The 19,324-nt window shown below is 36.1% G+C and carries 22 protein-coding genes, 1 tRNA gene, 3 pseudogenes and 1 other annotated feature; of the genes and pseudogenes, 17 read left to right on the top strand and 9 right to left on the bottom strand.

Annotated features, from left to right (window positions below):
- Nucleotides 1–195: 195 nt before the first annotated feature.
- From AC4MC0_RS06875 to AC4MC0_RS06895, 5 genes are all read left to right on the top strand, one after another.
- Entirely contained in the window at nt 196–483 is a 288-nt protein-coding gene (locus AC4MC0_RS06875; RefSeq protein WP_279678033.1) for a head-tail connector protein, read from the top strand.
- A gap of 250 nt (nt 484–733) precedes the next feature.
- Nucleotides 734–1,003, top strand: a complete 270-nt coding sequence (locus AC4MC0_RS06880) for a hypothetical protein (protein WP_004693514.1) — start codon at nt 734–736, stop codon at nt 1,001–1,003.
- 104 nt (nt 1,004–1,107) lie between these two features.
- Nucleotides 1,108–1,233 carry a hypothetical protein gene (locus AC4MC0_RS06885; protein WP_017397253.1) on the top strand — a complete coding sequence of 42 codons (126 nt, stop codon included), beginning with the start codon at nt 1,108–1,110 and terminating at the stop codon, nt 1,231–1,233.
- A gap of 77 nt (nt 1,234–1,310) precedes the next feature.
- Nucleotides 1,311–1,598, top strand: a complete 288-nt coding sequence (locus AC4MC0_RS06890; protein WP_336000315.1) for a hypothetical protein — start codon at nt 1,311–1,313, stop codon at nt 1,596–1,598.
- Nucleotides 1,599–1,694: 96 nt separating this feature from the next.
- Nucleotides 1,695–1,771 (top strand) — tRNA-Met (locus tag AC4MC0_RS06895).
- A gap of 189 nt (nt 1,772–1,960) precedes the next feature.
- Here the strand turns inward: AC4MC0_RS06895 and AC4MC0_RS06900 are convergent.
- Entirely contained in the window at nt 1,961–2,332 is a 372-nt protein-coding gene (locus AC4MC0_RS06900) for a winged helix-turn-helix transcriptional regulator (protein ID WP_336000317.1), read from the bottom strand.
- Nucleotides 2,333–2,431: 99 nt separating this feature from the next.
- Here AC4MC0_RS06900 and AC4MC0_RS06905 point away from each other — a divergent pair, with 99 nt between their 5' ends.
- Nucleotides 2,432–3,433 (top strand): zinc-binding alcohol dehydrogenase family protein, encoded by a 1,002-nt coding sequence (locus tag AC4MC0_RS06905; protein WP_491887408.1) that lies wholly within the window; start codon nt 2,432–2,434, stop codon nt 3,431–3,433.
- 402 nt (nt 3,434–3,835) lie between these two features.
- Here the strand turns inward: AC4MC0_RS06905 and AC4MC0_RS06910 are convergent.
- From AC4MC0_RS06910 to AC4MC0_RS06920, 3 genes and pseudogenes are all read right to left on the bottom strand, one after another.
- A pseudogene (locus tag AC4MC0_RS06910) lies at nt 3,836–4,024 on the bottom strand (hypothetical protein); the annotation flags it as partial.
- 42 nt (nt 4,025–4,066) lie between these two features.
- Entirely contained in the window at nt 4,067–4,999 is a 933-nt protein-coding gene (locus AC4MC0_RS06915; protein ID WP_114392660.1) for an IS5 family transposase, read from the bottom strand.
- A gap of 16 nt (nt 5,000–5,015) precedes the next feature.
- Nucleotides 5,016–5,372: pseudogene (locus AC4MC0_RS06920) on the bottom strand (hypothetical protein); the annotation flags it as partial.
- Nucleotides 5,373–5,806: 434 nt separating this feature from the next.
- Here AC4MC0_RS06920 and AC4MC0_RS06925 point away from each other — a divergent pair.
- From AC4MC0_RS06925 to AC4MC0_RS06960, 8 genes are all read left to right on the top strand, one after another.
- On the top strand, nt 5,807–6,016 hold the full coding sequence (locus AC4MC0_RS06925) for a cold-shock protein (RefSeq protein WP_004693506.1): 210 nt from the start codon (nt 5,807–5,809) through the stop codon (nt 6,014–6,016).
- Between the two features lie 106 nt (nt 6,017–6,122).
- A complete protein-coding gene (locus AC4MC0_RS06930) occupies nt 6,123–6,350 on the top strand; it encodes a hypothetical protein (RefSeq protein ID WP_004980159.1) in 228 nt (75 codons plus the stop codon).
- 56 nt (nt 6,351–6,406) lie between these two features.
- Nucleotides 6,407–6,604 carry a hypothetical protein gene (locus tag AC4MC0_RS06935; RefSeq protein WP_010326560.1) on the top strand — a complete coding sequence of 66 codons (198 nt, stop codon included), beginning with the start codon at nt 6,407–6,409 and terminating at the stop codon, nt 6,602–6,604.
- Between the two features lie 635 nt (nt 6,605–7,239).
- Nucleotides 7,240–9,429 carry a TonB-dependent receptor gene (locus AC4MC0_RS06940; RefSeq protein WP_491887409.1) on the top strand — a complete coding sequence of 730 codons (2,190 nt, stop codon included), beginning with the start codon at nt 7,240–7,242 and terminating at the stop codon, nt 9,427–9,429.
- Nucleotides 9,430–9,860: 431 nt separating this feature from the next.
- On the top strand, nt 9,861–11,276 hold the full coding sequence (locus tag AC4MC0_RS06945; protein ID WP_491887410.1) for a TonB-dependent siderophore receptor: 1,416 nt from the start codon (nt 9,861–9,863) through the stop codon (nt 11,274–11,276).
- An 18-nt stretch (nt 11,277–11,294) separates the two neighbouring features.
- Nucleotides 11,295–11,600 (top strand): IS630 transposase-related protein, encoded by a 306-nt coding sequence (locus tag AC4MC0_RS06950; protein ID WP_000122230.1) that lies wholly within the window; start codon nt 11,295–11,297, stop codon nt 11,598–11,600.
- Nucleotides 11,601–11,647: 47 nt separating this feature from the next.
- Complete coding sequence (locus AC4MC0_RS06955) at nt 11,648–12,142, top strand: IS630 family transposase (RefSeq protein WP_490747157.1); 495 nt, start codon at nt 11,648–11,650, stop codon at nt 12,140–12,142.
- A 34-nt stretch (nt 12,143–12,176) separates the two neighbouring features.
- Nucleotides 12,177–12,950 carry a TonB-dependent siderophore receptor gene (locus AC4MC0_RS06960; RefSeq protein ID WP_491887505.1) on the top strand — a complete coding sequence of 258 codons (774 nt, stop codon included), beginning with the start codon at nt 12,177–12,179 and terminating at the stop codon, nt 12,948–12,950.
- A gap of 121 nt (nt 12,951–13,071) precedes the next feature.
- Here the strand turns inward: AC4MC0_RS06960 and AC4MC0_RS06965 are convergent, their stop codons facing one another.
- Nucleotides 13,072–14,100 (bottom strand): sensor domain-containing diguanylate cyclase, encoded by a 1,029-nt coding sequence (locus tag AC4MC0_RS06965; RefSeq protein ID WP_491887411.1) that lies wholly within the window; start codon nt 14,098–14,100, stop codon nt 13,072–13,074.
- 2 nt (nt 14,101–14,102) lie between these two features.
- Entirely contained in the window at nt 14,103–14,273 is a 171-nt protein-coding gene (locus tag AC4MC0_RS06970) for a PAS domain-containing protein (protein WP_491887412.1), read from the bottom strand.
- Between the two features lie 579 nt (nt 14,274–14,852).
- Here AC4MC0_RS06970 and AC4MC0_RS06975 point away from each other — a divergent pair.
- Both AC4MC0_RS06975 and AC4MC0_RS06980 read left to right on the top strand, forming a co-directional pair.
- A complete protein-coding gene (locus AC4MC0_RS06975) occupies nt 14,853–15,359 on the top strand; it encodes a cytochrome b (RefSeq protein WP_336000873.1) in 507 nt (168 codons plus the stop codon).
- Nucleotides 15,360–15,509: 150 nt separating this feature from the next.
- Nucleotides 15,510–15,575 (top strand): annotated as a pseudogene (locus AC4MC0_RS06980) (hypothetical protein); the annotation flags it as partial.
- A 103-nt stretch (nt 15,576–15,678) separates the two neighbouring features.
- Here AC4MC0_RS06980 and AC4MC0_RS06985 read toward each other — a convergent pair.
- Nucleotides 15,679–15,909: a pyocin activator PrtN family protein gene (locus tag AC4MC0_RS06985; RefSeq protein WP_491887506.1), complete on the bottom strand. Its 231-nt coding sequence runs from the start codon at nt 15,907–15,909 to the stop codon at nt 15,679–15,681.
- A 501-nt stretch (nt 15,910–16,410) separates the two neighbouring features.
- Here AC4MC0_RS06985 and AC4MC0_RS06990 point away from each other — a divergent pair.
- The gene (locus AC4MC0_RS06990) at nt 16,411–16,593 is read left to right on the top strand and encodes a hypothetical protein (protein WP_491887413.1); all 183 of its coding nucleotides are present in this window, start codon (nt 16,411–16,413) and stop codon (nt 16,591–16,593) included.
- Between the two features lie 35 nt (nt 16,594–16,628).
- Here AC4MC0_RS06990 and AC4MC0_RS06995 read toward each other — a convergent pair.
- Nucleotides 16,629–17,848, bottom strand: a protein-coding gene (locus tag AC4MC0_RS06995) for an IS3 family transposase (protein WP_491887414.1) whose coding sequence is annotated in 2 segments (ribosomal slippage) — nt 16,629–17,572 and nt 17,572–17,848 — 1,221 coding nt in all. Because the reading frame shifts where the segments join, the coding sequence is not laid out codon by codon here.
- Nucleotides 17,457–17,573: a sequence feature (AL1L pseudoknot), on the bottom strand. Its footprint overlaps the gene before it by 117 nt.
- Before the next feature lie 303 nt (nt 17,849–18,151).
- On the bottom strand, nt 18,152–19,084 hold the full coding sequence (locus AC4MC0_RS07000; RefSeq protein WP_491887415.1) for an IS5 family transposase: 933 nt from the start codon (nt 19,082–19,084) through the stop codon (nt 18,152–18,154).
- Between the last annotated feature and the right edge of the window lie 240 nt (nt 19,085–19,324).

The following is a 19,324-nucleotide window of genomic DNA, read 5'->3' on the forward strand; positions in this document are numbered from 1 at the left end:
TCTATAAGAAATCTTTTGAAGGACTGATTAAGAATAGTAGAAAAATCCCTAGATAAAGGGATTTCAATGCCAAGTAATCAATATGAGAATAGGAATGAGGTGAAATTGTGATATTTGCTATGACACCGTAAAAGACTCTAGGAACGAGTTTAGTGATGAAAGTGTAAAAGCTGACTCGGAAAAATGGAGTGATCTATGAGTATTGTTGAATTACATGAAGTGAAGTGCCACTTACACTATGCCGATGATAGCAATGATGTTTCATTAAAAAGCTTTATTGTTGCTGGTGACGCTATAATTAAAAACTACATTACAGATAATTTTGGATCGGAATATCCATCTGCCATTAAACAAGCTGCTTTATTATTAATCGAATACTGGGAACAGCACAGAAAAGATGGGGGTGAGGTGTCTGTGAATGGTAACTACCTTCCGATACCCGTGCTCTCTTTGCTTAATCTATATCGTAAGCCCACTGTTTGATAGGTGATGTAGATAATTGTATATATCTTTAGGTAGGTATATTTGAAATTATGATAATTGCAATTGAGAATTATTTGCATTTATTGGGTTTGTGCGTTAGAATCAATTTCAAGAATAAAATTTGACAATGATGTTTCATTAACCCAGCTCTATTGATTCTCCAGAGGCTGGGTTTTTTATCTGCTTTAACAAAAAATAAAATTAGGTTAAATTATACCGATTGTTAAAATAAATATGAGAAGAATAGACCATGAACAAAAAATTTGAATTACATGTACTCAGCCAAATCTATGACTTTCTAATTGAAAGAGAAGGATTCACTGCTCTGAATCTTCATTTTAAAGTTATGGAATTCTTTAGGGAGTTACATGTAGGAGATAAGAGGGATTTTGTTGTTTTGGCACCGAATAAAATTTCAGGTAATTTCGGTGAGGTTACTCATATTCATTTATTAAATATTCCACATTTCCATGAAAAGGACAAATTCATTCATTGGGCACATAAAGCTCTAAATCGCTAAGCGTCTCATCTGTAAAGAAAGAGAATGGGGTTGTTTCATAAATTAAACATTGAAATCTTTAGATTTTGATAAGTTATATTTTTAAATCGGGCTAGGCAAAAATGATGAAAATATTTGCAATAGTAAGTTTAGTTTTAATGCTGGGATTAACGGCATGCCAAAAAAGAGATACAGATACGAAAGAGCAGGATAAAACTACAACGCCACATTCCATGGATAAAGATCAGTAAGAAAAAGCTCGCCAAATGGTGGGCTTTTTCAAGAGTTAAAATGGTATAGTAGCGCTGTCATTTAAGTACTTTTTTCTATGTCTGAAACCTATAAATACATTTACACCCAAATTAGTACATTTGGATCATTACCTACACATAAAGTTCTTATAAGTAGTGTAGGAAGGAAGACAAAATTAGTTTTCGCTGATAATACTTTTGTTTATAGTACTGTTTCTAATTGGGCTTTAAGTCATTCGGGTCTTGATTCTAGGAAATCAATATGGTCTGAAGAGCCTAAATCATTTTTAGACAGTGAAAAAACAAGATTAAGCATCTATAGAGCCTCACATCCTGCTTTTATCACTGAAGCAAGCATTGGTTAAGCACTAGAATTTGTATGTTGCTCATGTAATAACTGCTTATATTACAAATAAAGTTTGCTTTGTGGGTGCTTAGGGCGTATAAAGCTAACTCGTTGATGCGGGATGGAGCAGTCTGGTAGCTCGTCGGGCTCATAACCCGAAGGTCGTTGGTTCAAATCCAGCTCCCGCTACCAACGAAAAAGATTCAAAGTTTATAGCCTAGTCTTCACAGATTAGGCTTTTTTTATGGCTGGTTAATTTTATACATAGCGGTTTTTAAGAACGTGCTTTTATACAAGTTACTGGAATGGTGTGTAAGCAGTGAAAGCACAGTATTTCTAGAAAATATCAGAGTTGTAAGTGACGTAAAACAGGTTTAAGTTTTATTCTGATTCTAAAGGCATAATGGGTTTTCCAAATAAACCAATATTTTTATCCCCCCATTGTTTTAATGCAACCAAAATAGGTGCTAAAGAAGTGCCTAGTGTTGATAATCGGTATTCTACTTTAGGAGGAACAACGGCATAAACCTTTCGTAGAATCAGTTGATCCTCTTCAAGTTCACGTAATTGTCTAGTGAGCATTTTTTGAGTGACATTTGGAATTTTCTTCCTCAGTTCATTAAACCTTAAAACATCATCTTCTAATAAATGCCATAAGATAATACTCTTCCATTTACCATCAAGTAAGCCTATGGCAGCTTCAACAGAACATCCTGGTGTGCAATCAAAACGCGAATTTTTTAGCTTACCCATTTCAATAGTATCCTTTTGGTAACTATAAGACGAATTTGTCTGTATAACTTAAAAAACAATATTAAGTAAACTCAAATAACAAAACAAGAGGACAAGTGAATGAAGGCTATTTCTTATATTGACGGCATGGATCATGGATTTCAAAATCCATTGGTAGATATTGAAAAAGCGATGCCGAACTTAAAAGATCGGGATTTGTTGGTTAGAATCAAAGCGATCTCGGTTAATCCTGTCGATACTAAGGTTAGACGAAATCCTGTCGTAGCAGGCAATACGCGTATTTTGGGGTGGGATGCAGTGGGTGAGATTGTTGAAGTCGGTTCTGGCGTGCAACACTTTAAAGTCGGAGATCAGGTCTGGTATGCGGGTGATTTAACTCGGGATGGGAGTAATGCTGAATATCAAGCAGTCGATGAGCGTATTGTTAGTTTAAAACCTCAAAGTCTTAGTGATGCTGAAGCTGCTGCACTGCCATTAACCGCTATTACAGCGTGGGAAATGTTATTTGATCGTTTCAATGTTGATTTAGACAAATCTGATAATATTTTAGTGATTGGAGGGGCTGGCGGCGTAGGGTCTATTGCAATTCAATTACTCAAAGCTAAGACAAATTTAAAAGTTATTGCTACAGCATCTAGGGAAGAGACTAAAGCATGGGTTAAGTCTTTAGGGGCTGACTATGTCATCGATCATACCGAAGATTTAAATACGCAAATCAAAGCATTGGGCTTAGATGCACCTCAATATATTTTTTCAACCAATCAAACAGAAACGTATCTTACTCAAATCTCTAAGCTTATTGCTCCACAAGGAAAGTTTGGCTTAATCGATGATCCGAAATCACTAGATATCGGTGAGTTTAAGTCTAAGTCGGTTTCTGTACATTGGGAGTTCATGTTTACACGTTCAATGTTCAATACAACAGATATTGAACAACAATCTCAGCTATTACATCAGGTTGCAGAACTGGTAGATAACCACAGAATTAAAACCACGCTGAATCAGACTTTAGGTAAAATTAATGCGCAAAATTTAAAACTTGCTCATGAGCTGATTGAATCTGGTCGAGCGAAAGGAAAAATTGTTTTGGAAGGCTTTTAATTAGTTTTAAGCTCAGCTTAAATAAGTGGGTTGATTCTTAAGTTAAATACTTGAAATTATACATATAGGATCAATATTCTGAGCAAGGCCATTCTCGGGTTCAGCGCACTAGGGTGGCTTTCCTCTTTTTGAAATCAGTTTCGTTCTTACACATATAACAAAGAGCCTTTAGAATAATTTTTTCAATCCACTAATAGTTATGTTATAGCATTTCTTTTTTCATGGGGTGAAGAATGAAACACACAACTTTGATTTAATATATTATCCTCAGCATAAGTCTAGATAGAGCGCCGTGTGGCGCTTTATCTTTATTTGAGTTAAATCAAAACAGTGCTTTGCGAGTATTAAAAATCTTAGATGCGGGGGATTTCGCATAATTGTGATTATTTGAACACCCAAGAGCTATTTCACTGTTCCTGCTTTTTGCATTTCTTGGTAAAGCTGATCAAGATAATGTTGTTGTTGGACGTTATCTTTAAAGTATCGTTGGTAATTCACACTACAACTATCTACATCGGCGATATTATTGAGATTGAATGTCCAATCATCCGTATTTTTAACACGAATGCCTAAGTCATCACGGCTTTGTTGCACAAAGATTTGAAATGCAAAGCGCCCCTAATTGAGCTAAATTTAAGGCGTAACCTGGGTAAGTGGTCGACCTAATTCCGTAAATCTGTTAAGGACTGCTACACGTGCATGGATTTCATTCACTTGGCTATCAAAACTCCTTGCACTGAGTTTATCTCCTAATAATTTGATGCAATGCATCTTAGTTTCAACCAAACTTCGCCGATGATAGCCTGACCATTTTTTCCATAGTGTCCTGCCTAAACGTTTAATTGTTCGAAGTAATTCATTTCGCTCTAGCGAGCTACTCTTTGTATCTTTCCATTGTTTCGCATTTTTTCTAGGTGGAATCACCGCATGCCCTTGCCGATCTGCAATGACCTGACGGCATTGCTTGGTGTCATAAGCTCCATCGGTATAAACAGAGTCAATCCGCTCATCTTGTGGAATCTGATTAAGTAAATCACCAAGCACCTGTGAATCACTGACATTATTGGTTGTAAGCTGAACTGCTCGTATTTGTAGGGTTTTAGCATCTATACCAATATGAAGTTTACGCCATTGGCGACGATATTCAGGTCCATGTTTCTTGCGTTTCCATTCGCCCTCACCTAGAAACTTCATGCCTGTAGAGTCCATGAGTAGATGCAGCCCATCGCTACTTTTTTGGTAGCTGATTACAATATCAATATGCTTTTGTCTTCTACAAAGCGTGGTGTAATCTGGAGCTATCCAATTTAATCCGCAAAGTTTAATCAGACTTTGCACAAAGCCAGTGACCATACGTAAAGACAGACGGAATAAGGATTTAATCATTAAGCAGCATTGGATGGCTGCGTCGGAGTAGGTTTGATTTCGCCCTTGTTTGCCTTTTGATGGCGCATACCATTGCGTAGCAGGATCAAACCAAATGGCAATATTTCCGCGACTCATGAGTGCTCGGTTATATGCGGGCCAATTGGTTGTGCGGTAGATTTTGTGTGTAGGCTTCTTCATTTGAAAATTATATCGCTGAAAAACCCTTTACAGATAGGTTTGTGCAACAAAGCCTTTCTGAGTTAAAATATTTGTGAATAAAACCAATGGGTACACCAGCCCAATTCATTGATTGATCTTCTGGAAAGGAAATCCTGATGAGTTTTTTTTCGTTCAGTAATGAATCTTGTTGGCCTGATTTAAAATGTTGTTCTTCATATTCTAGTTTTGTGCCTATAGGTACATTGATCTTTTTCACGATCATTGGTTGTGTCGTGATGTAATAGGGATAATTAGGCCTACCATTGCCGCCTGTAGGGTTCATATTGCCAACACATGCTCCCAAATTTGAGAGTAGGGCGATGCAAAAGATTAATCTAACTTTATTATTCATTATTGATCCTAAGAAACTGTATTTAAAGGCTATTTTATTTATCTAGAATACACACATAGTACACCTTATGCGAAACGTTTGAAATTTCACCTCTAGCCTCAATATTTTGGTTCAAGCTATTCTAAGGCTCAGCACACGACTAGGGCTTTTTTTAGATGCTACACTACTATTTTTAAGGACGTTTCAATTGATTGCAGGAAACACCTAATATAATTAAAATTTATGACAGCTATAAATAACTTGAATATTTATTTTTTTCATGTATACTTGGCCTAACTAGAAAAAAGTAATGTTTAGTAAATCTTCTTTAAGTATCGCAGTTTTAGTCATAATCCTCCGTTGTTTCAGATATTAAGCTCCACTTTTATTATTTTCAAAGTTACATCTAGTCATTTATTTTTGACTAAAATTATTAAAATTCAGCAGGATATATTATGTCTACTACAGTTACCGGTACAGTTAAATGGTTTAATGAAACTAAAGGCTTTGGTTTCATTCAACAAGAATCTGGTCCAGATGTTTTTGCTCACTTTCGCGAAATCGCTAGTTCAGGCTTCAAAACATTGCATGAAGGCCAACAAGTGTCATTCAGCATAGAGCAAGGTCAAAAAGGCCCAAATGCTGTAAATATTGTTGCTTTATAAGAAGCATTAAATATAAAAAAGCACTGAACAGTGCTTTTTTAATGACTAAAAATTATTAATTAAATATTTATTCCTTGGTGGAATATATGAAAAAAACTGGTGAAAATTGAAAAAACTTAATACCTTAATTGCTAAATCTTCAAATGGTACTGAAATTATAGTCTCGCTAATTCCTCTGAATAAAATGCAAAATACCCGTGATGGATTGAAATCTATTGAAGTGGGTAAGCGTGTGCTGCTTCAGTCTGGAATCGAAGTAGACTTAAATTTAGATGGTAGAACATTCTATACCGCTTTAAATCAATTATTTAAATTTAACTATAAAGTTGCCTAACTAAATATTTGATTATATTGTTTTTTAAATGAATTAATATTATAGGTATAGAAAAAATGTTAAAGAAAAATGTTACTGTCAAAGATCAATTCGGTACTGAATACTCTATTCAGGCAACTGTAGATAAAAACTCTTGCAGCACAATGTTGCATTCAAATTTAAGATATATTACTGTTGATGGCGAAGACATTCGTCCTGGTTTTGAAATGTTCTTCCAAAGTCTAAATAGCGGTAAAATTTTCAAGTTGATCTGAACGTTATTAGTTTTAATTTGGTCGTGACGACTAATACTACAATATCCTAAACAACCCAAATCATTCCTTCTCAAATCTATTTAAATTATAGAACAGTTATTTTAGATAATTTGCAGAGGCTATGTCACACAGAACACGTTTATTAATAAATAGTTTAATGACATAGCTAAAATGTCTTTTTAGCAAAAATATTTTGTAAAAATATGGATTTAGGCACTTTTACTATATGAAGGCTATTGATTTATGGATTGTTAGCTTGTCCACGAGGAATTCTTAATCTCCAAATTTCTTCCAATAATTGGTTTTTCAAAGCAGCCCTTTGCCTATTATTCGTTATATTGCTAGCTCAATTCGCTCCTAAATGAGTTCCAAAAGCGTCTTCCGCAAATAAGTATTTATAAACCAAATCCATAGCTGGTTTCTGCCGTATGACAATAATAGCTATATCATATTTGAGCTCTTTGAAAGTAAGTATAGAAATACTAGCGTATGACGATCAACACCTGTTTGAACTGAAGGCTGCTTTTTCGTATTAAAGATAGAATTTACTGCATTAAAAAATATAATAAAAAGTTTTACATTGAAATTAATAATAATTATCATTCTCAAAAATATTTTACAAAAGAGGAATAAAAATGCGCTTGTCTCACTTTAGTCTTTGTTTGCTCACTACGGCTATTTGTACTCAACTTTATGCAAACGATATGACTTCAGCATTAACTGAAGCAAAAAAAACAGAGACTAAACTTCCAACTATCGTGATGACAGCAACACGTACACCCAAAACTATTGCTGAAATTGCAGGAACTGTCCAAACCATTTCTGCTGATGAAATTGCTCAACAGGCGGGTACTGGTCGTAAAGTTGCAGATATTCTGGCTCAACTTGTACCATCTTTAGCACCAAGTAGTGGAACAAGTAGTAATTATGGTCAAACCATGCGTGGTCGTAATGTACTTGTGATGATTGATGGGGTATCACAAACAGGTTCTCGTGATGTGTCGCGTCAGTTAAATAGTATTAGCCCAAATATGATTGATCACATTGAAGTGGTTTCTGGTGCGACCAGTATTCATGGTTCAGGTGCGACAGGCGGGATTATTAATATTATTACTAAACGTGCTGATAAATCAGAACCAGGCAGTTTTCAAACCAAATTGGGTGTGACATCGGCAGATAACTTCCGAGGTGATAGTTTGGCTTATCAAGTTGGACAAACAGCTTCATTTGCAAATGACAAAGTTGATGGTTTTTTTGGCTTAGACTATACCAATCGTGGCTCACAATTTGATGGTAATGGGGATCGTATTTCATTAAGTCCTTGGCAGGGCAGCACCATGGATACTGATACTATTGATGTGAATGGTCGTTTAAACTTTAATTTAACTGACAACCAAAGTTTAAGTTTTGGTGCTCAGTACTATAAAGATGAACAAGATACAGAATATGGGCCTGATTATTCTTATTTACTCACAAAAACAGATCCATCTTACAAAGCGGTCAAAGGTTGGAGCTTAGATAATCAGCCTTTTACTGAACGTTATGCTTTTAATACGCAGTACCAAAATCAGGATTTTTTAGGTCAAGTTCTGAATGTTGAGGCATACTATCGAAATGAGAAGTCACGCTTCGTACCTTATGGTTATTCAGCTGACGGTGTTAGTGTAAAGCAAAGTCAATCCAATGTGGATTACGCAGGTATTCGTTCAACTTTACAGTCTGATCTTGTAGTTGCTGACCGTGATTTAAAACTAACTTATGGTTTAGACTATGACTGGGAAAAAGATCATCAGTGGGCGGACTACTACACGCCAAGCAATAATGGTTTAGTTTATACCCCAACTGGAGAAAAACAAGGCTCAGGACCAGATACTGAAATTCAGAATATTGGTACATTTGTGCAAGGGGACTATGCCGTAACTGATCAGCTTAATATTCAAGCTGGGGTACGTTACCAATATGTTCAGGCAGACACAGACAGCTATTTAACTGCACGTAAGCCATATACATTAATGGCGGCAGACTCTACAGATTCAGACAAATTTCTGTTTAATCTAGGTGCTGTTTATAAGCTAAATGATGTACAACAAATTTATGCTAACTTCTCTCAAGGCTATAGTTATCCAGATGTACAACGCGTATTGCGTGACGTTGCAGCATATACTTTAACCACGTCTGGTATCGCTCCAATCACTGTGAATAGCTATGAACTAGGCTGGCGCTTAAATCAAGACACAGGCTTAAATTTGGGCTTAACAGGTTTCTATAATAACTCTGATAAAGTCGTTCAATTTAACTCGAATCGTTCTGTAAATGTTGTCGACACAGATCAGCGAGTTTATGGTGCGGAGGCAACAGTAAGTTACCCATTTATGGAAAATTATAAGGTGGGTGGAACTTTGGGGTATACAAGAGGCCAGTATAAGGATGTGGCCAATAACTGGCATGAGTTAAATGCTTTTGCAGTTTCACCAATGAAAGGCACATTGTTTGCAGAATGGAATAATGAAGATGGCTATGGTGTACGTGCTCAAATGCTTGCAATCAAAGGAACTGACAAAGCCTATAAAGATGACCTAGAGTTAAAAGCAGCTGGATTGAGTGATAGTAACAGTGCAGCAGAGATTAAAGGTTATACGACTATGGATGTATTAGCACATTTTCCAGTAGCGAAAGGCCGTATGGACTTTGGTGTTTATAATCTATGGGGTAATCAATATAAAACTGTATTCGCCCAACAAGCAGCAGTGACCAATGCTAACTCATTGTTAGCGATCCCAGCGGAAGGTCGTACTTTTGCACTAAGTTATACCATTAATTACTAATGGTGCCTGAAGCATGTTATGTAGAACTTTTTAATTCTATCTAAAAGAATCGGGATAACATTTTTAGTTAAATTCCTAAGATTTAACATATAGCATCAACATTTTATGCAAGGCCATTCTAGAGCTCATGGAACTAGAATGGCCTTCATGTAATTTTACTCATCTGAATTATTTGTATGATTAATACCTCAAACTAACTTCTCGTCGAATTACACGCGACGAGAAGGCAACTTACAAGACCTGATTGTAAACTTCGAATCTACAAATTTTTAGGGGACTTGAGAGAATACGCATGATCTGTCCTCATAACCTATAAATGTAGAACATGCGCATAAACACTCAATTATTTTGTGTAAATATTCTATTTGTGCAGAATATATAAATGATAATTAGTATACAATGATTCTCATTTGCAAATGGTAACTTGTGGTATGCAGTATTTCCCACCTAATAAAATTTGGCTTATCGTTCTTTCAACTCCTTTATTTAGTTCATATCTTTATGCAGCAGCATCTGAGCCAGTAGCAAGTTTAGCTCCTATAGTGGTGCAGGCTGAAGACGGGGAGGATGCTACGGAAAACAGTAAAAAATATAAAAAGAGTAAGTCTTCTCAAGCAACCAAAATGAATATTGCATTGAAGGAAACACCTCAGACAGTGACTGTTTTTACACAGCAAAGAATGCAGGATCAAGGCTTAGCGACTGTTGCAGACGTGATGCAACAAGTACCCGGAGTAAGTATTGGATATAACGATAGCGAACGCCCAAATTACAACATTCGTGGGTTTGCAGTCGATAATATTCAAATTGATGGTATTGCATCATCTTATTCAGGTGTTAGTGGTTCCGTAATTGCCATGCCTGTGTTTGATACAGCAATTTATGATCACATTGAAGTTTTAAAGGGGGTAAACGGCCTAAACACTGGGCTGGGTGAGCCTTCTGCATCAATTAATATGGTCCATAAAAAACCAACACAAGAGTTTAATGCACAGCTTGGAGCAAGTTACGATACTTTCGATGGGCGAAGATTTACTGGAGATATTAGTGGCGGGCTGTTAGCTGATGACAAACTTAACGCACGTTTGATTGTTGCAACATCTGACGGTGGAACAGGGAAACATTATTATGAAAAGAATACAACAACGATTTCAGGATCATTAACGTCTAAACTCACTGATCAAACTCAACTTACTTTGGGTATTGATCACCAAGATGATGACCCTCATGGTCTTGGTGGCGGTGTACCAATTTTTTATAGCGATGGGAGTCAAACTAACTTTTCATCAGAAGATAACTTTGGTTCGATGAACTGGGTGAGATGGCAACGTGAATTACAAAATAGTTATGTATATTTAGACCATAATTTTAATGACAGATGGAAGGCTAAACTTTCATTCAGTCGACAGGATCTGGATGCATTTGCTAAAACATCATATGCATACAATGGAAATTTAAACAAAGATGGCACGGGTTTAAGTTATTCACATTGGGCATCTGAAGGGGATTTGAATCAAAATACATATGATTTAACAGTCAATGGACTATTCGACTTATTTAACCGAGAACATCAAGTGGTCTTTGGTTTTAATGGTTGGGATAGAGAAGCTAATGAATATGGACTCACTTACCCTATTTACTCAGCAGGAAATACAATTAATGATATTGAACATTTCTACGGAAATGCATCTCCTGATTTCAAACCAGAAAGAACGGGTGTAGACAAAACAACAGACACCAAAATGTTTGGAACTTTTATTAATACACGATGGAACATCGCAGACAAGTTCAAGATTTTCACCGGTGGACGTATGTCTGACTGGGAGACTATAGTCAAATCATTATAAAACTAATACAATGGTGCAATGAGTTATTCAGAACATTTTAGACGTAAAATTTTAGCTAAGCTTGAGGAAGGTTATTCTATTCGAGCGGTAGCTGCACAATTTGAAATTAATAAAAATACCATTGTTGAATGGAAGAAACGTATAGAGATTAAAAAAACTCGTGTACGTAAACCTTCTAAAATTAACGATGATGCTTTACGTGAAGATGTTGAAAAGTATCCTGATGCTTATCAATATGAACGTGCTGCACGTTTTAATTGTGGTGTTTCATCTATTGGTGCTGCATTAAAGCGCTTAAATATTACAGTTAAAAAAAGACGTTAAGCCATCCTAAAGCAGATACAAAGCTTAGGGATAAATTTATTCTGCAAGTGAATGAATTAGAAAAAAACCATCCGATTATTTATCTGGATGAAAGTGGTTTTAAGTCACATGATTATAGACCTCATGGCTACTCACGAAAAGGAGTACCCTGTTTATGGCAATATAATTGGCAATTAAAGAATCAGACCAATGCCATTGGAGCAATCCATGAGGGTAAGTTATTTTCAGTCGGTTTATTTGACTGCAAAATCAATTCAGATGTTTTTCATTTTTGGATTGAGCAATTCCTCATACCAGCATTACCAGAAAATAGTGTAGTGGTTATGGATAATGCAGCATTTCATAAAAGAGCAGATATTCAGGAGTTATTGGAACAACAAGGGCATAAAATTCTTTGGCTTCCTGCATACAGCCCTGATTTAAATCCTATAGAACAGATGTGGGCATGGGTTAAACGTAAGCGTAAAGAATGGTTGATCGACTCAGTCGATGAGTTATTTCGAGTTTTTTTCGAATCCTGTATGAATAATAAAGTAGTTTGACTATAAAACCCGTAACTTCAATCAAGGCCAACTCATCAGTACGACTTCAAAGCAAAAGCAATCTAGTATTTTTGTGCCTTATGTGGCTGCTACGTATAACATTTTTCCAACTAGCACTATTTATGCAAGTTATACCGAAATCTTTAAACCACAGTCGAGTTTAGATGCTAATGATAATTTCTTGGATCCTGTTACTGGCAGTAATACAGAGCTAGGTTTAAAAAATAGCTTCTTTGATGATCATCTAGACGTCAATGCGGCAGTTTTCTATGCTCAAAAAGACAATGTCGCTGAACAAATTGCTGGTACTGGATTAAATGGCATTGAAGCGCGTTATAGAGCTGTGAAAGGTGCTAAAACGAAAGGCTTTGAAGTTGAAGCATTAGGTCAACTTACGGATGCATGGACGCTTACATTTGGATATGCATACAATGACACAGAGGATGCGAAAGGCAAAAAAATTAATATCGCAAATCCAAAGCAGACAGCTAAATTCAATACAAACTACCAGTTTAGTGGTGATCTTTCTGGATTGAGAGTTGGTGGGAGTCTAAACTGGTATGGTTCAAGCTATGATTATATCAATATGGGAACACGAGCTCAGCCTAACCTAATAAAAGCGGAACAAAAAGATTATGTTGTAGCAAGCTTGTATGGTGCTTATGATCTTAATGAGAAAACCCGCGTGTCGCTAAATATTAATAATTTATTTGATGAGCAGTACTACACCCGCATCATTGCAAACTACAAAACTGGCTATATGGGAGACGGCAGGTCTGCTGTAGTTGCGTTAAATTATAAATTTTAAAATGTATGAAGTCGCATTTTTTAATCAAGGTTAGAAAATGCGACTTTTAGGATCTAGAGTTTTAATATCGAGCTTAGAAAGTTTTAACTGGGGCAATTTATCGATTTATAAGGGGTTTAGCTTAAAGTACTGAGTGTGGAAATATACAGTTACGACCATTTGCTTTAGCAAGATATAATTGCTCGTCTGCTCTTCGTAGAACACTTGTTTTAAGCTCTTTCCTTTTCCAAGTCACTACTCCAAAGGACATAGTCACTTCTTCAATCCTCGGAAACTTACAAGATTCAATGACTGTGCGTAGTCGATCAGCCATTTTCAAAGCTGAATCTAGTTTGATACTTGGTAATACGATTAATATTTCGTCTCCTCCCCAACGAATGAGAGTGTCCTTGCTACGCAAATTTTTGGAGAGCTCATGCATGATTTGTTGTAAGACCTTATCTCCTAATGCATGACCATGAGTATCATTAATGGTTTTAAAGTAATCGATATCAGCCAATAACACGCAGCAAGAGTTATCTTCATTGCACATGTCTTTTTGAATGGTATCTAGAAGATGTTCACCATATCGACGATTAAAAATGCTCGTCAAACTGTCGTAATTGGCCCACTCTTCAAGTTGACTCTTGATCTCGATATGATGATTAATATTTCTACCGATACTCACATTGTGTGTAATTGTGCCATTACGGTCTTTTAGAGGGGATGAAACGAGCTCTAAGAAATGCTTTTCATATACGTGGTCTTTATTTTCAATATCCTGATTTTTTATTCTTTGTAGTTCTATCAGCTTTTGATCATGTGGATATAATTTTGTGATAGGTTCATCTTTTAAATCTGCTAGGGTGTAGCCCGAGAGTTCCTCTGCGGCATGATTCATAAATTTAATTTTAGCTTGATCATCCGTGATCACTATCGTATCGGGTGTTGTATTGATTGCTGCAACCAGCATCGCTTGATATTTAAGACTTTCGTTTTTTTCCGTGATATCTCGTTGAACGGATACAAAATGGGTGATTTCACCTGTTTCAGTTTTAATCGGGGAGATGTTCCACTCTACATCGTACGGTGTTTTATCTTTGCGATAATTAATCGTATGGTTATGGAAAAATAGTCCATTAGATATGCAATCTTTTAATTCCTGAATCACGGTTAGATCTGTCTCAGGCCCTTGTAAGATACGGGGCGATTGTCCAATAACTCTTCTTCGCTATAACCTGTCATTTCACAAAATGCTGGATTGCAGAAAAGGATGTGTGGGCCATTATTCTCAAAGCAGGCATTTGTAATGACAATCGCATTAAATGATTGCTGAATAGCCATAGTCATTAAACTATTGAATTCAGTCGCTGTTAATTTTTTGTGTTCAGAATATTGAGGCATATTGGAGTGAATCACTATGTTTCTTTATTGTTTTCCCTGTTCTTCTTAATATCATAAATTAGACTTTAAATTAATGAATAATGCTGGTTTATGATTTATACAATATAATCAATAGTCTATAAAATTATTTATATGGTTACCTTTGCCATGTACTGGAAGATGTAATTATCGATGAATTTATGGAACACTCTAAAGGATATTAGGGCTATCTACATACATCATAATAAATTAAAGGTAGCAGAGCATAGTGTTTAGAAAAGATGATGTAGCACAAATGTTCAACCAGAAGTTTTACAAAGGATGTAAGGAATACTTGAAGCGATGAAGGATGTTGTATTTAAAAGTACTCTAATCTTCAAGATGTTGGAAATAGTGGATAGGCAGGCAATTTATTTTTAAGGTTTAAGTCAAGCCTAGCCTGAATAAAAAGCAGAGCATTCTATTTTTCTTTACATTTTTCGTTTAAGCTTTTTTTTAACAGCTCCGTTTTATAAAAATATTTAAAACTTAGGAAAAGCGATGAAGAATAACTATCCAAAACCTATAATAATCATGCATTGGATTACCTTTGCTTTAGTTGCAATGGTATATCTGACTGCAGGTGATCCCACAATAACAGACTGGAAAGGCCAGATTCATGTTGCAGGTGGGATTTTAATATTTATTTTATTTTTCTTGAGATTGAGTTTTGTTTTTCTGTATAGAAAAAGTATTCCTAAAACTGAAATAATTAATTCTTACCAGATAATGTTATTTAAAACGGTCAGATTTTTCCTTTACTTAAGCTTATGTATTGTTCCAATTGCGGGGTGGATGACATTATCGAGTTTTACTGATAATTTCAAAGTTTTATCGTTAAATTTACCGCTTTTGAGCACTGTTTGGGGGAGTGACTCTATTGCAGATGCGCATCAATTTTTAGGGAATCTCTTTATTGTACTCGTGGGTTTACATGCCTGCGCGGCATTGATTCACCACTTCATTTTCAAAGATAATGTCTTAAAAAGTATGCTTTTTAAAAAATGATGTGATTTAGAGGTTATCTGATGGTTACCTCTTAGATTCGTCTGGCTTTTTTATATTATGAGTATTTCATAGTCACAGAACACATGATAAAAGATGAGCCGAAAGTGTAGATGCAGTATACTGGGCCGGTCGAAAAAGTGATGAATTCATATGTATATTGGTCCGTATCAATTGTCAAATAATTTGATTGTGGCTCCTATGGTAGGTGGGACAGATAGTTTTTGAATAATTATAATAAACAATAATTTAGGACATTTTGAGTGATGCAAGGTGCAAATGCGGTGCAACCACTCATGATTTTAATCAATAATTTAGCGTTTTAGCTATGCATTGCTGTCCAATCTTTTTTACCCTCTTGCTGAATGCTTGTCAACCATAATGCAACATCGCTCAGGTGGGCGCACCAAGGTGAATATTTACCATCTGGCTTAAAGACAGGAAAAGGTAAATCCCATTTATTTGCACGCTTATTTGCTTGAACCAGTGATAGATGAGGTAAGTAGTCAGGAAGCAATTCTTCGATGGCTACCACTGGCTTTCGGTACTTCATTTGGAGCAACAAAAGCGTGTCAAAAGGGTCTTCTATTTTTTTGCTGCTCCCATTTATGGCATCTCCTTTATTCCGTCTATGGACTGCCACCACTCTCCTAGGCAAATTTAGTCCATCCTATAACATTACTTTTGTTTTCAGCATTGTTCACCATCATAATTAATCGTGAATACAGTCTATATTCGATTTTTGTGGTTTTTGTAGGGCGTAGTCTTTTTTATTCTTATGGGATGGGGGTATACGGGAGAAATTTCGAAAGAGTGGTGGAAGATGTATACAGATATTTGGACTATCTTTATGGCCGTATTTCCAGACTTATGTTATGGGCTATTTCTGATTAGCTTAAAAGATAAGAAGTCAAAAAATATTAAATAGGACTAAACATTATTGATGACTAAAAACCTATACTACTTTTCACTATTTCTAGATAACTGACTTACTAAAGTTCTTGAAAATGTGGTATATAGTTGCTTATTATTTTGTTTTTCAATAACCATTAATATGAAAAAGACAGACCAATTAATTCAAAAAAATATTGATTTTGAGAAAAAAACAATCAATACCGCTGAGAAGTTTGCAACTATAGGTGTTAAGGCATTAGGTATATTACTTATATTCATGGGCATTCTTTTTTGTATAACACTTGTGGGGATCCCTCTCGGTATAATATTGATTACTCTTTGAACCGTACCGACTATATCGGAGACAGTTTATTTAAGTTATGCAACACAATCTAAGGTGTTGATTTTATCATAGTACATATTTTCAAACTCAAATGGTGAAACATAGCCAATAGAACTATGTAGCCGCTTTTTGTTAAACCAGTCTACCCAATTCAATGTAGCTAATTCAACATCAGCTAAGCCTAACCAATCAGATTTCAAATATTCAATCACCTCCGTTTTATATAAACCATTCACTGTTTCAGCCAGTGCATTATCATACGAGTCTCCCGTTGTTCCTACAGAGGCTCTTAAGTTCGCAGTTTCCAATCGCTGAGTATAGCGGATTGAAAGATACTGCACCCCTCGGTCACTATGATGAATCACATTCTTAGGCATACCCCGACTATTGAGTGCATGCTCAAGGGCATGAAGTACCATATCGGTATTCATTCGGGTGGAAACTTTCCAACCAACGATTGCTCGTGAGAACACATCAATGATAAATGCCGTATATACCCACCCAGAATGAGTCTGAATATAGGTAAAGTCAGCGACCCAAAGGTTGTTGGGATGTTGAGCTGTGAAATCACGCTTAACTAAATCATCAGCTCTTTTTTGCTGATCATCATGATGTGTCGTACGCTTATTCTTACCACGCCATACACCTTGTATTTCAAGTTGTTTCATCAAGCGTGTTACCGTGCAGAGGGCAATAGAATATCCTTCTTGTTTAAGTTGTTGCCAAACTTTACGAATGCCATAACGCCCATGGCTCTCTTGCCAAATTAACTTAATTTGCTCAGCATAATGTTGATCGTGTAAATCTCGTTTCGAACGCTTTTCAGGGTTCTGTACTAGATCAAGCTGGCGATAGTAAGTGGATGAGGCAATTGGCAATATTTGACAAATCGCTTCAACACCATACAGGGCTTTATGATCACGAATGAAATCAACCATTATTTGTGTGGGCGGCCTAACTCCGCCTGTGCGAAAAAAGCAGCTGCCTTACGAAGAATTTCATTGGCTCGTTGTAGCTCTTTGTTTTCACGTTCTAGTTGTTTGATACGCTGTTGATCTGACAGAAGTTGCACTACGGCTGGATTCTGTAGTTGTTTATGTTTTTGATGCCAAGCACGCAAAGTTTCAGGGGTACAACCGATTTTAGGAGCAATAGCTGTAATTGCAGCCCAAGTAGAAGGATAATCTTGTTCAGATTCAAGCAGCAAACGTACTGCTCGTTCTTTGATTTCTGCGGTGTATTTTAATCTTGTCATAGCGACATTCTCTCAAGAAAATGTGTCTCCTACAATCTCGGTACGGTTCACTTGGATTTTTGAAATTAAAATTTGCAGTTAAAGGAATAAGGTCTGTTTTTGAGAATGAAAGATTAAAACAAGAGATAAGAGAGTCTCATTTGGAAGATAGAAAAAATTAATATTAAGAATAAAGATAGATAAGTTGCTAACCTTCATCTTATTGCCAAATTCGATGGGTAATACTTCTAGCTAACCTCACAGAGAGAAATGGCTTTGTTGCACAAAGATTTAAAAGTTAAGATTTCCCATATCCACACAAATTTAAGTGACAACTCGGGTATGTGGTCTGCCTAAGTCCGTAAATTTATTTAATACTGCCACACGTGCATGAATCTCATTGACTTGGCTTTGAAAGTTTCTCGCACTGAGTTTATCCCCCAATAATTTAATGCAATGCATCTTGGTTTCAACTAAACTTCGGCGATGATAGCCTGACCATTTCTTCCAAATAGTTCTTCCTAAATGCTTAACTGTTCGAAGCAACTCATTGCGTTCTAGCGAGCCTATTTTTTTATCTTTCCATGGCTTCGCATTTTTTCTTGGTGGAATCACTGCTTGTGCTTGCCGATCCGCAATGGCCTGTCTGCACTGCTTGGTATCATAAGCTCCATCGGTATATACGGAATGCAGTTGTTCATCTTGTGGAATCTGATCGAGTAAATCACTAAGCATCTGTGAATCACTCACATTGTTGGTTGTGAGTTGAACTGCCCGTATTTGAAGTGTTTCAGCATCAATGCCAATATGAAGCTTGCGCCATTGTCGACGATATTCAGGCTGATGTTTTTTACGCTTCCATTCACCTTCACCTAAAAACTTCAAGCCCGTGGAATCGACGAGTAGATGCAGTCCATTACAACTCTTTTCATAGCTAATTTGAATATCAATATGCTTTTGTCTTCTACAAATGGTGGAATAATCTGGAGCTGTCCAATCTAGACCACACAGATGAATGAGACTTTGAACAAAGCCAGTGACCATACGCAAAGATAATCGAAATAAAGATTTGATCATCAAACAACACTGAATAGCTACATCAGAATAGGTTTGATTTCGACCTTGTTTACTTTTTGGTTGAGCATACCATTGCGTAGTAGGATCAAACCAAATGGCAATATTTCCACGATTAATGAGTGCTCGGTTATATGAAGACCAATTGGTTGTACGATAAATTTTAGGTGTAGGCTTATTCATTTGAAAATTATATTGTGGAATAAGCCTTTAGAGATAGGTTTGTGCAACAAAGCCCAGAGAAATTAGAAAAAATGAAATTCCGAGTGTTTTTAAATCGGTTTTATTATCAAAAAGTGAAAATTGTGCTTAAAAAGCAGCCGACTTGTTTCTAAGTCGGCTTTTTGCTATTTTTGAGGATAGTTAAATCTTTTTAACTGCATGAAAAAACAAAAAAAATTCAAAATAAGTTTCGTATAAGCA

The organism is Acinetobacter sp. CAU_H_S139_7 (assembly GCF_058599305.1).

Excerpts from the sequence above, each read along its gene's own strand:
- AC4MC0_RS06875 (WP_279678033.1), top strand. The coding sequence starts at position 196 with ATGAGTATTGTTGAATTACATGAAGTGAAGTGCCACTTACACTATGCC.
- AC4MC0_RS06880 (WP_004693514.1), top strand. The coding sequence starts at position 734 with ATGAACAAAAAATTTGAATTACATGTACTCAGCCAAATCTATGACTTT.
- AC4MC0_RS06885 (WP_017397253.1), top strand. The coding sequence starts at position 1,108 with ATGAAAATATTTGCAATAGTAAGTTTAGTTTTAATGCTGGGATTAACG.
- AC4MC0_RS06890 (WP_336000315.1), top strand. The coding sequence starts at position 1,311 with ATGTCTGAAACCTATAAATACATTTACACCCAAATTAGTACATTTGGA.
- AC4MC0_RS06900 (WP_336000317.1), bottom strand. The coding sequence starts at position 2,332 with ATGGGTAAGCTAAAAAATTCGCGTTTTGATTGCACACCAGGATGTTCT.
- AC4MC0_RS06905 (WP_491887408.1), top strand. The coding sequence starts at position 2,432 with ATGAAGGCTATTTCTTATATTGACGGCATGGATCATGGATTTCAAAAT.
- AC4MC0_RS06915 (WP_114392660.1), bottom strand. The coding sequence starts at position 4,999 with ATGAAGAAGCCTACACACAAAATCTACCGCACAACCAATTGGCCCGCA.
- AC4MC0_RS06925 (WP_004693506.1), top strand. The coding sequence starts at position 5,807 with ATGTCTACTACAGTTACCGGTACAGTTAAATGGTTTAATGAAACTAAA.
- AC4MC0_RS06935 (WP_010326560.1), top strand. The coding sequence starts at position 6,407 with ATGTTAAAGAAAAATGTTACTGTCAAAGATCAATTCGGTACTGAATAC.
- AC4MC0_RS06940 (WP_491887409.1), top strand. The coding sequence starts at position 7,240 with ATGCGCTTGTCTCACTTTAGTCTTTGTTTGCTCACTACGGCTATTTGT.
- AC4MC0_RS06945 (WP_491887410.1), top strand. The coding sequence starts at position 9,861 with ATGCAGTATTTCCCACCTAATAAAATTTGGCTTATCGTTCTTTCAACT.
- AC4MC0_RS06950 (WP_000122230.1), top strand. The coding sequence starts at position 11,295 with ATGAGTTATTCAGAACATTTTAGACGTAAAATTTTAGCTAAGCTTGAG.
- AC4MC0_RS06970 (WP_491887412.1), bottom strand. The coding sequence starts at position 14,273 with ATGGCTATTCAGCAATCATTTAATGCGATTGTCATTACAAATGCCTGC.
- AC4MC0_RS06975 (WP_336000873.1), top strand. The coding sequence starts at position 14,853 with ATGAAGAATAACTATCCAAAACCTATAATAATCATGCATTGGATTACC.
- AC4MC0_RS06985 (WP_491887506.1), bottom strand. The coding sequence starts at position 15,909 with ATGAAGTACCGAAAGCCAGTGGTAGCCATCGAAGAATTGCTTCCTGAC.
- AC4MC0_RS06990 (WP_491887413.1), top strand. The coding sequence starts at position 16,411 with ATGAAAAAGACAGACCAATTAATTCAAAAAAATATTGATTTTGAGAAA.
- AC4MC0_RS07000 (WP_491887415.1), bottom strand. The coding sequence starts at position 19,084 with ATGAATAAGCCTACACCTAAAATTTATCGTACAACCAATTGGTCTTCA.